Consider the following 13038-nt stretch of genomic DNA (forward strand, 5'->3'; position numbering starts at 1 on the left):
CAGGAATCAAAGCCATGACTATCAAAGCCATCAACGTGCGCAACCAGTTCAAAGGCTCGATCAAGGAGATCGTTCTCGGCGACGTGCTGTCAGAAATCGACGTGCAAACCGCGTCCGGCATCGTCACTTCGGTGATCACCACCCGCTCGGTCAAGGAGCTGGAACTGGCGGTGGGCAGCGAAGTGATCGCCTTCGTGAAATCCACCGAGGTGTCGATCGCCAAGTTGTAAGCCGGTGAGTAAAAAACAACCCCGAAAGGCGTGAGCCCTTCGGGGTTTTTTGTGTCTGTCTTGAAGTTCGCGGTGCGGCCTTCGCGAGCAGGCTCGCTCCCACAGGGAACCGCTTTCCAAATGTGGGAGCGAGCCTGCTCGCGAAGAGGCCAGTAAAGACGCTAGAGAATTCTTTTGGGCAGATAAGGCGGCAGATACAGCCCGATATAGGCATCAAACACCCGCATCCCTTCCTCGGCCATGCGCGGTGTGATCTGCCCGTGCTGCTGCACCGAGCGCGCATACACGCGGTCACCCAGTTCCATCGCCAGCGCGAACACATCGACATCGCTGGGCAGGCGCGGCAATTCGAAGTGATGGTCGAACAGCTTGTGCATCAGGTCGCCGAGTTCGATGTCGTGCTGGCGGTCCGCCTGGGTCACTTCGGTCAGGCCGTGCTGGGCGAGGATCAACTGGCGGGCCGCCGCGTCTTCGTCGTAGATCTCCAGCATCCGCTCTTCGACCAGCCGCGACAGGTCACGCCAGTCGCGCAGGGCGTCGTGGTCGATCGGCGCTTGCAGGCAGGCGCGAAACGCCGCATGCACGTCGGCGGTCAGCGCTTCGAGCAGTGCCGGGACGCTGGCGAAGAAGTGATACACGGATGACGGCGGAATCTGCGCGCGTTCGGCGACGCTGTAGATCGACAGACTGGCCACACCCTCGGCGGCCAGCAGCGTACGCGCGGCTTCGAGTATCGAATCGATGCGCGCCTGGCTGCGGGCACGGGGTTTGCGGACGGGGGCGGGACGCGTCATGGAAGTCTCCTGCGGGGCAGCGGGCATTGTACGAGCCGCGCCGTGTGTTGTCTGCCGACCTGTGGCGAGGGGATTTATCCCCGATGGGTTGCGAAGCGACCCCAAACCCATTCCCCTCGGTGTGTCAGGAGTATCCGGTTCTCAGGGATTACGACTGCTGCGCAGCCGGTCGGGGCGGTGCGACGCTTCGCTAAATCCCCTCACCACAGTGGAAAATGTTCAGGCATAAAAAAACGCTGCGGGCTGAAATGGCCGGCAGCGCTTTTTATTCCTGCAATCCGCTTAAACGGTATGCAGATACCAGTTGTACTCAAGGTCGGAGATGGAGTGTTCGAACTCCTCCAGCTCGCTTTCCTTGCAGGCGACGAAGATATCGATGTATTTCGGATCGATGTACTTGGCCATAACCTCGCTGTCGTCCAGCTCGCGCAGGGCATCGCGCAAGTTGTTCGGCAGGCTCTGTTCGTTCTGCTCGTAGCTGTTGCCTTCGACCGGAGCGCCCGGTTCGATCTTGTTCACCAGACCGTGATGCACACCGGCCAGGACCGAAGCCATCAGCAGGTACGGGTTGGCGTCGGCGCCGGCCACGCGGTGTTCGATACGCACGGCATCGGCAGAACCGGTCGGTACGCGGATCGCCACGGTGCGGTTGTCCAGGCCCCAGCACGGCGAGTTCGGTACATAGAACTGCGCGCCGAAGCGACGGTACGAGTTGACGTTCGGGCAGAGGAAAGCCATCTGCGCCGGCAGGGTCTCGAGCACACCGCCGATCGCGTGACGCAGCGCGGCGTTCTGCTCGGGATCCTCGCTTGCAAAGATGTTCTTGCCATCTTTGTCGAGCACCGAGATGTGGACATGCAGACCGTTACCCGCCTGGCCCGGATACGGCTTGGCCATGAAGGTGGTGTCCATTTCATGGTCGTAGGCGATGTTCTTGATCAGACGCTTGAGCAGGACCGCGTAGTCGCACGCCTTGATCGGGTCGGCGACGTGGTGCAGGTTCACTTCGAACTGCGCCGGGGCACTTTCCTTGACGATGGCGTCGGCCGGGATGCCTTGCTCTTTGGCGCCTTCCAGAATGTCCTGGAGGCAGTCGACGTATTCGTCCAGGTCGTCGATCAGGTAGACCTGAGTCGAGTGTGGGCGTTTGCCGGAGATCGGTGAACGTGGCGGCTGTGGACGACCGTTCACGTTTTCCTGGTCGATCAGGTAGAACTCCAGCTCGAAGGCTGCGCAGATGGTCAAGCCCAGCTCGTCAAACTTTGCAACAACTTGACGGAGCACTTCGCGCGGGTCGGCGAAGAACGGGTCGCCTTCGAGTTCGTGCATGGTCATCAACAGTTGCGCGGTAGGGCGCTTCTGCCATGGCTCGTTGCACAGGGTATCGGGGATTGGATAGCAGATCCGGTCGGCGTCGCCGATGTCCAGACCCAGGCCGGTGCTTTCCACCGTAGAGCCATTGATATCCAGAGCAAATAGGGAGGCCGGCAGGTTGATGCCTTTCTCGTAAACCTTGTGGAGGCTGGTGCGTTCGATGCGCTTGCCGCGCACCACACCATTCATATCCGCAATCAGAAGGTCAACGTACAGAACCTCAGGATGTTCCTTAAGGAACGCGTTCGCTTCGTTAAGCTGAACGGCACGCGGGGGTACCGACATGATGCAACACCTTTGTTGTTAAAAATATCAATCATTGATCTTTTCTGGTTTCAGTCAACCCGAACGGCCTGCCGAAGTCAAGCGAGGCCTTTTTTGCCCTAAAAAAGCGCTGCGAGGGCATTTATGGGGCACTTTGGGGCAGTTTTTTGTCTTGGGGACGCTTGGCACCCGCGGGCTTGAGCAGGCCGTGTTGTATTTTTTACGGGGGTGTTGTGTAAAAAAATGAACAAGGCTAAGCTCCGACCAAACCCATAACAGCAATAATACCGGGGTGCTTCATGTCTCGCCTGCCGTTAATCGGCATCACCGACTGCTCGCAACAGTCCGGTCTGCATGCTCATCACATCAGTGGCGACAAATCCGTCCGTGACGCGGCCAGCATGGCTCGTGGCGGGTCGACGAGGTTCTCGTGCGCATCAGGCCCAACGGCAACGTCCGATATTCTGGACGCACGGGACAGCATCCTGTTTATGGCGTCTCCTTCCAATATAGATCCCTTTGAGTCCCAAAGCCTGTGCCGCTTCCAAAGCCGTGCTCATGATTCTGCACGCCTTGAATGTGCACAGGAAATGCAACGCCAGCGTAAAGGGCAGGTAAGCTCCTCTTTCATTGTCTATGCGCGGTGCCAGGCGTAAGCCGGTACTGCGCGCAAGCAAGCCCCCTTTAACGCGACGCCACGGCGTCAAACTTTGCCTGACACGATGTCAGGAGACTCAGCCCAGAGGCATTTATGAGTAACAACCTCGACCAGCTCACCGATTGGTTGAAAGACCACAAGATCACAGAAGTCGAATGCATGATCGGCGACTTGACCGGTATCACCCGGGGCAAGATCTCGCCGACCAACAAGTTCATCGCCGAGAAGGGCATGCGCCTGCCGGAAAGCGTGCTGTTGCAGACCGTGACCGGCGACTACGTCGAAGACGACATCTATTACGAACTGCTCGACCCGGCCGACATCGACATGATCTGCCGCCCCGACCAGAACGCCGTGTACCTGGTGCCATGGGCCATCGAGCCGACTGCCCAGGTGATCCACGACACCTACGACAAGCAAGGCAACCCGATTGAGCTGTCGCCGCGCAACGTCCTCAAGAAAGTCCTCAAGCTCTATGCCGACAAGGGCTGGCAGCCGATCGTGGCGCCGGAGATGGAGTTCTACCTGACCAAGCGCAGTGACGACCCCGACTATCCGCTGCAGCCGCCAATCGGCCGCTCGGGACGTCCGGAAATCGGTCGTCAGTCGTTCTCGATCGAAGCGGCGAACGAATTCGACCCGCTGTTCGAAGACGTCTACGACTGGTGCGAACTGCAGGAGCTGGACCTCGACACGCTGATCCACGAAGACGGCACGGCACAGATGGAAATCAACTTCCGTCACGGCGATGCACTGTCGCTGGCCGATCAGATCTTGGTGTTCAAGCGCACCATGCGCGAAGCCGCGCTCAAGCATGACGTGGCCGCAACCTTCATGGCCAAGCCGATGACCGGCGAGCCGGGCAGTGCGATGCACTTGCACCAGAGCATCATCGACATCGAGACCGGCAAGAACGTGTTCTCTAATGAAGACGGGACCATGAGCCAGCTGTTCCTGCACCACATCGGTGGCCTGCAGAAACTGATCCCGGAATTGCTCCCGCTGTTCGCCCCCAACGTCAACTCGTTCCGCCGCTTCCTGCCGGACACTTCGGCGCCGGTGAACGTGGAGTGGGGCGAAGAAAACCGCACCGTGGGCCTGCGCGTACCGGATGCCGGGCCGCAGAACCGTCGGGTGGAAAACCGCCTGCCGGGCGCCGACGCCAACCCGTACCTGGCGATTGCCGCGAGCCTGCTTTGCGGTTACATCGGCATGGTCGAGGGCCTCAACCCGAGCGCGCCAGTGGTCGGTCGTGGCTATGAACGCCGCAACCTGCGCCTGCCGCTGACCATCGAGGACGCGCTGGAGCGTATGGAAAACAGCGCGACCATCGAGAAATACCTGGGCAAGACCTTCATCACCGGCTACGTCGCGGTCAAGCGGGCCGAGCATGAAAACTTCAAGCGCGTGATCAGTTCCTGGGAGCGTGAGTACCTGCTCTTCGCCGTCTGATACGCCGGGCGCGGTGGCCAGCCGCCGCGCCTTCACCGATAACAAGGAGAATTGGCATGACCAGCAACAACCCGCAAACCCGTGAGTGGCAAGCGCTGAGCAGCGATCACCACCTGGCCCCGTTCAGCGACTTCAAGCAGCTGAAAGAGAAGGGTCCACGGATCATCACCAACGCCAAGGGCGTGTACCTGTGGGACAGCGAGGGCAACAAGATCCTCGATGGCATGGCGGGTCTGTGGTGCGTGGCGATCGGTTATGGCCGCGATGAGCTGGCCGACGCAGCTGCCAAGCAGATGCGCGAACTGCCTTACTACAACCTGTTCTTCCAGACTGCGCACCCGCCGGCACTGGAACTGGCCAAGGCCATCGCCGACGTGGCGCCGCAAGGCATGAACCACGTGTTCTTCACCGGTTCCGGCTCCGAAGGCAACGACACCATGCTGCGCATGGTTCGCCACTACTGGGCGATCAAGGGCCAGCCGAACAAGAAAGTCATCATCAGCCGCAAGAACGGTTATCACGGTTCCACCGTGGCCGGCGCGAGCCTGGGTGGCATGACCTATATGCACGAGCAGGGCGACTTGCCGATCCCGGGCATCGTCCATATCGCGCAGCCGTACTGGTTCGCCGAGGGCGGCGACATGTCGCCGGAAGAGTTCGGCATCTGGGCGGCCAATCAGCTGGAAGAGAAGATTCTCGAAGTCGGCGTGGACAACGTCGGTGCGTTCATTGCCGAGCCGATTCAGGGCGCCGGCGGCGTGATCATTCCGCCAGACACCTACTGGCCGCGCATCAAGGAAATCCTCGCCAAGTACGACATTCTGTTCGTGGCCGACGAAGTGATCTGTGGCTTCGGTCGTACCGGCCAATGGTTCGGTTCGGATTTCTACGATCTGAAGCCGGACATGATGACCATCGCCAAAGGCCTGACCTCCGGCTACATCCCGATGGGTGGTCTGATCGTGCGTGATGAAGTGGTGAAGGTGCTCAACGAGGGCGGCGATTTCAACCACGGCTTCACCTACTCCGGGCACCCGGTGGCGGCGGCGGTGGGGCTGGAAAACATCCGGATTCTGCGCGACGAGAAAATTATCGAGAACGCGCATAACGAAACGGCACCGTATTTGCAGAAACGTCTGCGCGAACTCAACGACCACCCGTTGGTGGGCGAAGTGCGCGGCGTTGGTCTGCTGGGGGCGATCGAACTGGTGCAGGACAAGGCCACTCGCAAGCGTTACGAAGGGCGGGGCGTGGGCATGATCTGCCGGCAGTTCTGCTTCGATAACGGCCTGATCATGCGCGCCGTGGGCGACACCATGATCATTGCGCCGCCGTTGGTGATCAGCAAGGCAGAAATCGATGAGCTGGTGACCAAGGCACGTAAATGCCTGGACCTGACCCTCAGTGCGTTGCAGGCCTAAGTGCTAGGCTTCGAGCGGGGGAGCTGCGGTGCTCTCGCTCGAAGGTATCAGAAAGGTTGGCCTTTTCTTGAAAGACCGCCTCCGATCTTGCCAGACTAGCCGCGGTTCCAGTTGTCCGGGTTCGGCCGCTGAACAAAGTGGTTCAAAAAAGAAAAATTTGGAGCATGACGCATGAAGGCATTAGGTAAAAAGCTTGCTGGCAAGACTCTTCTCGCGCTGTCCGTCGCGGGCATGATGGCGGGTGCGGTTCACGCGGACGACAAGGTACTGCACGTTTACAACTGGTCCGACTACATCGCTCCGGATACCATTGCCAACTTCGAGAAAGAGTCCGGGATCAAAGTCGTCTACGACGTATTCGACAGCAACGAAACCCTGGAAGCCAAACTGCTGGCGGGCAAATCCGGTTACGACGTCGTTGTGCCGTCGAACAACTTCCTGGCCAAGCAGATCAAGGCGGGCGTTTACCAGGAGCTGGACCAGTCCAAGCTGCCTAACTGGAAGAATCTGAACCAGGACCTGCTCAAGGCCGTGTCGGTCAGCGACCCGGGCAACAAGCACGCCTTCCCGTACATGTGGGGCTCGATCGGCATCGGTTACAACCCGGAGAAGGTCAAGGCTGCGCTGGGCGTCGACACTATCGACTCGTGGGACGTGCTGCTCAAGCCTGAGAACATCGCCAAGCTCAAGGGCTGCGGCGTGAGCTTCCTCGACTCGCCGACCGAAATGCTCCCGGTCGCGCTGCACTACCTGGGCCTGCCTACCGACACCCAGAAAAAAGAAGACATCAAGAAAGCCGAGGAGCTGTTCCTCAAGATTCGTCCTTCGATCACCTACTTCCACTCCTCCAAGTACATCTCGGACCTGGCCAACGGCAACATCTGCGTAGCGGTCGGCTACTCGGGTGACGTGCAGCAGGCCAAATCCCGTGCCGCCGAGGCCGGTGACAAGGTGAAAGTCAGCTACGCCATTCCGAAGGAAGGTGCTGGCAGCTTCTTCGACATGGTCGCCATCCCTAAGGATGCCGAAAACGTTGAAGGCGCCTACAAATTCATGACCTTCCTGCAGAAGCCTGACGTCATGGCCGGCATCACCAACGCCGTACGCTTCCCGAACGGTAACGCGGCTGCAACCGCTCTGGTGGCAAAAGACATCACCAGCGATCCAGGCATCTACCCGCCAGCCGACGTGCAGGCCAAGCTGTATGCGATCGCCGACTTGCCGGCCGCTACCCAGCGTGAACTGACCCGCAGCTGGACCAAGATCAAATCCGGTAAATAAGCCGGTTTGAAGCAGCAACCGCTGGCCGTCGTCGCCGCGACGGCGGCCAGCGGATCAATTAAATGACAGGAAGTTTTGCAGGAACGGTTTTTCGAGGGTAAGTTGCGCGCCGGTTTGGTTGCCGGGCAGCCATGGCTGTCATGTAACGCGGGGCAACTTGGGCCCAACTAATTTAGAGGACCTCCACTTGCCTATTTTTTCTTCTTTGCGCAAAGCCCTGCTGGCCACTGCCGGCCTGACGATCGCTGTCGGAGCCCAGGCCGCCGGTACGGTGCATATTTATAACTGGTCGGATTACATCGGCGAGACCACCCTGGCCGACTTCGAGAAAGCCACCGGGATCAAACCGGTGTACGACGTGTTCGATTCCAACGAGACCCTGGAAGGCAAGCTGCTGGCCGGGCGTACCGGTTACGACGTGGTCGTGCCGTCGAACCATTTCCTCGGCAAGCAGATCAAGGCGGGCGCGTTCCAGAAGCTCGACAGGTCGCAGTTGCCGAACTACTCGAATCTCGATCCGGTGCTGCTCAAGCGCCTGGAACAGAACGACCCGGGCAACCAGTACGCCGTGCCGTACCTGTGGGGCACCAACGGCATCGGCTACAACGTCGAGAAAGTCAAAGCGGTGCTCGGCATCGACAAGATCGACTCCTGGAGCGTGCTGTTCGAGCCGGAGAACATCAAGAAGCTGCACAGCTGTGGCGTGGCGTTCCTCGACTCGGCCGATGAAATGATGCCGACCGTGCTCAACTACATGGGGCTGAACGCCAACAGCACCAATCCGAAGGACTACGCCAAGGCCACCGACAAACTGCTGGCCGTGCGTCCTTACGTGACCTACTTCCACTCGTCGAAATACATCGGTGATCTGGCCAACGGCGACATCTGCGTGGCCATCGGTTTCTCCGGCGATATCTTCCAGGCCAAGCACCGCGCCGAAGAAGCCAAGAAGGGCGTGAACATCGCCTATTCGATTCCGAAAGAGGGCGGCGCGCTGTGGTTCGACATGCTGGCGATTCCGAAGGACTCGTCCAACGTCAAAGAGGCTCACGCCTTCATCAACTATTTGCTGAAACCTGAGGTGATCGCCCAGGTCAGTGATTACGTCGGTTACGCCAACCCCAACCCGGGGTCGGACAAGCTGATGGAGCAGTCCATCCGCACCGATGAAGCGGTTTATCCACCGCAAGCAGTCCTCGACAAGACTTACGTGTCGGTCGAGTTGCCACCCAATATTCAGCGTTTGATGACCCGTAGCTGGACCAAGGTCAAGTCGGGCAAGTAAGGCACAAACTATCCTGGGTTCGTCCGCATGGGGCGAACTGCACTGTTTTTTTCTGGGAGTTTCGTAAATGGCAGTTGCCTCCGGCGCCTATAAGAAAGCCCTCGAGGGCGACCAGACACCTAAGCAGGTGTTGGTCAAAATCGACCGGGTCACGAAGAAGTTCGACGAGACGATTGCCGTGGACGATGTGTCCCTGGAAATCAAAAAGGGCGAAATTTTTGCCCTGCTCGGCGGTTCGGGATCGGGCAAATCCACGCTGCTGCGGATGCTGGCAGGGTTCGAACGGCCCACGGAGGGGCGCATTTTCCTCGACGGCGTCGACATCACCGACATGCCGCCGTACGAGCGACCGATCAACATGATGTTCCAGTCGTACGCGTTGTTCCCGCACATGACCGTGGCGCAGAACATCGCCTTCGGCCTCAAGCAGGACAAGATCCCCAACGCCGAGATCGATGCGCGCGTGGCCGAGATGCTCAAACTGGTGCAGATGAGCCAGTACGCCAAGCGCAAGCCGCATCAACTGTCCGGCGGTCAGCGTCAGCGTGTAGCCCTGGCGCGCTCGCTGGCCAAGCGGCCGAAACTGCTGCTGCTCGACGAGCCGATGGGCGCACTGGACAAGAAACTGCGTTCGCAGATGCAACTGGAGTTGGTGGAAATCATCGAGCGTGTGGGCGTGACCTGCGTGATGGTGACCCACGACCAGGAAGAGGCCATGACCATGGCCGAGCGCATCGCAATCATGCACCTGGGCTGGATCGCCCAGATCGGCAGCCCGATCGACATCTACGAAACCCCGACCAGCCGTCTGGTCTGCGAATTCATCGGCAACGTGAACATCTTCGAAGGCGAAGTGATCGACGACGCCGAAGGCCACGCGACCATCACTTGCAAAGACCTCGACCGGCAGATCTACGTCGGCCACGGCATCAGCACTTCGGTGCAGGACAAATCGGTGACCTACGCGATTCGTCCGGAGAAGCTGCTGGTCACCGCCGAAATGCCGACCTGCGAATACAACTGGTCGAGCGGCAAGGTGCATGACATCGCCTACCTCGGCGGTCACTCGGTGTTCTACGTCGAATTGCCGAGCGGCAAACTGGTGCAGTCGTTTGTCGCCAACGCCGAACGTCGCGGCCAGCGTCCGACTTGGGGCGATCAGGTCTACGTGTGGTGGGAAGACGACAGCGGCGTGGTACTTCGCTCATGAACATGCGCAAGTTCAAACGACGGCTCAACCGAATAATTCCCAATGGCCGGCAACTGGTCATCGGGGTTCCGTTCATCTGGCTGTTCCTGTTCTTCATGCTGCCGTTCTTCATCGTCCTGAAGATCAGCTTCGCTGAAGCCGACGTGGCCATCCCGCCGTACACCGAGATCTACACCTTCGCCGAGCAGAAGCTGCAACTGCTGCTGAACCTGGGCAACTACGCGATGCTCGGCGACGACGAGTTGTACATCGCCGCCTACCTCGGCTCGCTGAAGATGGCGTTCTTCAGCACGCTGCTGTGCCTGCTGATCGGCTATCCGATGGCTTACGCCATCGCCAGTGCGCGCAAAGAGCTGCAGACGGTGCTGGTGCTGCTGATCATGATGCCGACCTGGACTGCGATCCTGATCCGCGTTTACGCGTGGATGGGCATCCTCAGCAACAACGGCCTGCTCAATGGTTTCCTGATGAGCATGGGCTTTATCAACGAGCCGCTGCAGATCCTCAACACCAACCTCGCGGTGTACATCGGCGTGGTTTATTCGTACCTGCCGTTCATGATCCTGCCGCTGTACGCCAACCTGGTGAAGCACGATCAGAGCCTGCTGGAAGCCGCTTCCGACCTCGGTTCGAGCACCTTCAACAGCTTTTGGAAAATCACCATTCCACTGTCCAAGAACGGGATCATTGCCGGCTGCATGCTGGTGTTCATCCCGGTGGTCGGCGAGTTCGTGATCCCGGAACTGCTCGGCGGCCCGGAAACCCTGATGATCGGTAAAGTGCTCTGGCAAGAGTTCTTCAACAACCGTGACTGGCCGGTGGCGTCCGCCCTGGCGGTGGTGATGCTGGCGATCCTGATTGTGCCGATCATCCTGTTCAACCGCAGTCAGGCCAAGGAAATGGAGGGCAAAGAATGAAACGCATCCGTTTCTCCAGCCTGATGCTGGTACTGGGTCTGTTGTTCATCTACCTGCCGATGCTGATCCTGGTGATCTACTCGTTCAACGCCTCGAAACTGGTGACGGTGTGGGGTGGCTGGTCGATCAAGTGGTACGTCGGCCTGCTCGACAACACCCAACTGATGGGCTCGGTGGTGCGCTCGCTGGAAATCGCCTGCTATACCGCCGTTGCGGCGGTGGCGCTGGGTACGCTGGCAGCGTTCGTGCTGACCCGCATTACCCACTTCAAGGGCCGCACGCTGTTCGGTGGCCTGGTGACCGCGCCGTTGGTAATGCCTGAGGTGATCACCGGTCTGTCGCTGTTGCTGCTGTTCGTGGCGATGGCGCAGATGATCGGCTGGCCGCAGGAACGTGGCATCGTCACCATCTGGATCGCCCACACCACGTTCTGTGCGGCGTATGTGGCGGTGGTGGTGTCGGCGCGTCTGCGTGAGCTGGACCTGTCGATCGAAGAAGCGGCGATGGACCTAGGTGCGCGGCCGTGGAAGGTGTTCTTCCTGATCACCATCCCGATGATCGCGCCGTCGCTGGCAGCGGGCGGCATGATGTCGTTCGCTCTGTCGCTGGACGATCTGGTACTGGCGAGCTTCGTTTCCGGCCCGGGTTCGACCACGCTGCCGATGGAAGTGTTCTCGGCGGTGCGTCTGGGCGTGAAGCCTGAGATCAACGCCGTGGCCAGTCTGATTCTGCTGGCGGTGTCGATCGTGACGTTCCTGGTGTGGTTCTTCAGCCGCCGTGCCGAAGAAGCGCGCAAGAAAGCCATCCAGCAAGCCATCGAAGAAGGCGCCGCCGATTCGTGGAAGCAACCGGACGTGCGCCGCGCGCCTGCGCCGGAAGCGGCTTAAAGCAAAATCGGGTTGGCCCCTTTATCAAGGCCAACCCAAATCCAACTGTGGGAGCGAGCCTGCTCGCGAAAGCGGTGCGTCATTCAACATCAATGTTGATTGATACGCCCCCTTCGCGAGCAGGCTCGCTCCCACAGTTGGTTTCAGGAAGTCCAGGGAGATTGGCGGATGACCTCAACAAAGTTCATCGGCTTGAACCCCGGCTCCTGATCCACCAGCACATCGGTCTTCACGTTGCCAAACGTGGTCTGCGGACGATGGCGCAAGCCGTCGGCAAACGCGCAGATGATGCACTCCTTGAAACCTTCCCCGCGTGGATGCGCATGCACCACCGCCTCGCGCTGGGTGCTGCTGAACGCCGCGTAATCCATGCCCAACACGTCCATCTCGACACCCGCCGTCACCAGCGCCACGGTCGGCCGCAGATGTTTGGGCACGCCCGGCGTGGTGTGCAGGGCAATCGACAGCCAGACCTGCTCGATGTCGTCATCACTCAGCCCGTACGGTTTGAGAAACGCCGCTGCCGCGTTGGCGCCATCCACTTCGAAACGCTCGTCGGCACTGCGATAGCCTTCGACCAGGCCGAGGTCGTGGAACATCGCGCCGACGTACAGCAGCTCCGGGTTGTAGGCCAGTTGCCGGCGCTCGCCGCTCAACGCACCGAACAGAAATACCCGGCGCGAGTGGTGGTAGAGCAAGTCGGTTTCGATGTCGCGAATGTATTCGGTGGTGGCCCGGGCGAGGGCGCTGTCGGGGATCTTGATGCCGGCAATGGTCGTGCTCATGAAGGTATCCTCATCGAAAACGCCGTCGTGGCGCTGATGGACGAAGTCTGTTCCCCGAGGCACTAAACGGACAATCAACGCATGGCTGCGATCCTTGCCAATCGACCTGCAAATCGTGCCAACCTCGCTTGTTGAACCTGGATTGGCTAGGGTTGGCTCAATCAACAAGGCAGGCACGGCCCATGTGGGAGCAACTGTCTTACTGCCACCATTCGTCACCGCCACTCTGTGCCGTCTCGCAGCATGGCATTCAATCTGATCAGCAGTATTCGCATACAGGCGATGAGCGCGACTTTCGCGCTCTTGCCCCGTTCTCTTAAGGATTCATAACGGGCCTTGAAGTCGGCCTGGCAACGGATAACGACCCAGCACGACATGTAAAGCGCACGTCTGACGCGCGCTCTCCCTCCGTAAATCTGACGCTTTCCGCTGTGATTACCGCTGTCGTCGTTATAGGGGGCGATTCCCGCCAAGGCGGCG

12 protein-coding genes are annotated in these 13038 nt (G+C 59.6%); 8 read left to right on the top strand and 4 right to left on the bottom strand.

Going from position 1 to position 13038, the window contains the following annotated elements; translation table 11 throughout:
* Positions 1–14: 14 nt before the first annotated feature.
* Positions 15–230 carry a molybdopterin-binding protein gene (locus tag CRO59_RS21090; RefSeq protein ID WP_007967989.1) on the top strand — a complete coding sequence of 72 codons (216 nt, stop codon included), beginning with the start codon at positions 15–17 and terminating at the stop codon, positions 228–230.
* Positions 231–391: 161 nt separating this feature from the next.
* On the opposite strand, the gene CRO59_RS21095 is transcribed toward CRO59_RS21090, so the two are convergent.
* Positions 392–1024 (bottom strand): TetR/AcrR family transcriptional regulator, encoded by a 633-nt coding sequence (locus tag CRO59_RS21095; protein ID WP_027610513.1) that lies wholly within the window; start codon positions 1022–1024, stop codon positions 392–394.
* A gap of 282 nt (positions 1025–1306) precedes the next feature.
* A complete protein-coding gene (locus CRO59_RS21100) occupies positions 1307–2683 on the bottom strand; it encodes a glutamine synthetase family protein (protein ID WP_003229254.1) in 1377 nt (458 codons plus the stop codon).
* Between the two features lie 730 nt (positions 2684–3413).
* On the opposite strand from CRO59_RS21100, the gene CRO59_RS21105 reads away from it, so the two are divergent.
* The 7 genes from CRO59_RS21105 (at position 3414) to CRO59_RS21135 (ending at position 11773) form a co-directional block, all read left to right on the top strand.
* A complete protein-coding gene (locus CRO59_RS21105; RefSeq protein ID WP_007967993.1) occupies positions 3414–4772 on the top strand; it encodes a glutamine synthetase family protein in 1359 nt (452 codons plus the stop codon).
* A 56-nt stretch (positions 4773–4828) separates the two neighbouring features.
* On the top strand, positions 4829–6193 hold the full coding sequence (locus tag CRO59_RS21110) for an aspartate aminotransferase family protein (RefSeq protein ID WP_096797600.1): 1365 nt from the start codon (positions 4829–4831) through the stop codon (positions 6191–6193).
* Positions 6194–6364: 171 nt separating this feature from the next.
* On the top strand, positions 6365–7474 hold the full coding sequence (locus tag CRO59_RS21115; RefSeq protein ID WP_097089597.1) for a polyamine ABC transporter substrate-binding protein: 1110 nt from the start codon (positions 6365–6367) through the stop codon (positions 7472–7474).
* 187 nt (positions 7475–7661) lie between these two features.
* Complete coding sequence (locus tag CRO59_RS21120; RefSeq protein ID WP_047596655.1) at positions 7662–8759, top strand: polyamine ABC transporter substrate-binding protein; 1098 nt, start codon at positions 7662–7664, stop codon at positions 8757–8759.
* Between the two features lie 67 nt (positions 8760–8826).
* Positions 8827–9969, top strand: a complete 1143-nt coding sequence (locus CRO59_RS21125) for an ABC transporter ATP-binding protein (protein WP_003229245.1) — start codon at positions 8827–8829, stop codon at positions 9967–9969.
* 35 nt (positions 9970–10004) lie between these two features.
* On the top strand, positions 10005–10886 hold the full coding sequence (locus tag CRO59_RS21130) for an ABC transporter permease subunit (RefSeq protein WP_371917826.1): 882 nt from the start codon (positions 10005–10007) through the stop codon (positions 10884–10886).
* Positions 10883–11773, top strand: coding sequence for an ABC transporter permease subunit (locus CRO59_RS21135; RefSeq protein WP_007968003.1), 891 nt, complete (start codon positions 10883–10885; stop codon positions 11771–11773). The genes CRO59_RS21130 and CRO59_RS21135 overlap by 4 nt, the downstream gene beginning before the upstream one ends.
* A 143-nt stretch (positions 11774–11916) precedes the next feature.
* Here CRO59_RS21135 and CRO59_RS21140 read toward each other — a convergent pair whose 3' ends face one another.
* Both CRO59_RS21140 and CRO59_RS21145 read right to left on the bottom strand, forming a co-directional pair.
* On the bottom strand, positions 11917–12558 hold the full coding sequence (locus CRO59_RS21140; protein WP_097089600.1) for an HD domain-containing protein: 642 nt from the start codon (positions 12556–12558) through the stop codon (positions 11917–11919).
* Positions 12559–12773: 215 nt separating this feature from the next.
* The coding region (locus tag CRO59_RS21145) for a transposase (protein ID WP_143503308.1) at positions 12774–13038 on the bottom strand (265 nt) is incomplete at its 5' end.

It is taken from the genome of Pseudomonas sp. LAMO17WK12:I5 (assembly GCF_900215165.1).
Taxonomy (GTDB): domain Bacteria; phylum Pseudomonadota; class Gammaproteobacteria; order Pseudomonadales; family Pseudomonadaceae; genus Aquipseudomonas; species Aquipseudomonas putida_A.

Bases quoted from the DNA above. Each gene is read 5' to 3' on its own strand.
- CRO59_RS21090 (WP_007967989.1), top strand. From the start codon at position 15: ATGACTATCAAAGCCATCAACGTGCGCAACCAGTTCAAAGGCTCGATC.
- CRO59_RS21095 (WP_027610513.1), bottom strand. From the start codon at position 1,024: ATGACGCGTCCCGCCCCCGTCCGCAAACCCCGTGCCCGCAGCCAGGCG.
- CRO59_RS21100 (WP_003229254.1), bottom strand. From the start codon at position 2,683: ATGTCGGTACCCCCGCGTGCCGTTCAGCTTAACGAAGCGAACGCGTTC.
- CRO59_RS21105 (WP_007967993.1), top strand. From the start codon at position 3,414: ATGAGTAACAACCTCGACCAGCTCACCGATTGGTTGAAAGACCACAAG.
- CRO59_RS21110 (WP_096797600.1), top strand. From the start codon at position 4,829: ATGACCAGCAACAACCCGCAAACCCGTGAGTGGCAAGCGCTGAGCAGC.
- CRO59_RS21115 (WP_097089597.1), top strand. From the start codon at position 6,365: ATGAAGGCATTAGGTAAAAAGCTTGCTGGCAAGACTCTTCTCGCGCTG.
- CRO59_RS21125 (WP_003229245.1), top strand. From the start codon at position 8,827: ATGGCAGTTGCCTCCGGCGCCTATAAGAAAGCCCTCGAGGGCGACCAG.
- CRO59_RS21135 (WP_007968003.1), top strand. From the start codon at position 10,883: ATGAAACGCATCCGTTTCTCCAGCCTGATGCTGGTACTGGGTCTGTTG.
- CRO59_RS21140 (WP_097089600.1), bottom strand. From the start codon at position 12,558: ATGAGCACGACCATTGCCGGCATCAAGATCCCCGACAGCGCCCTCGCC.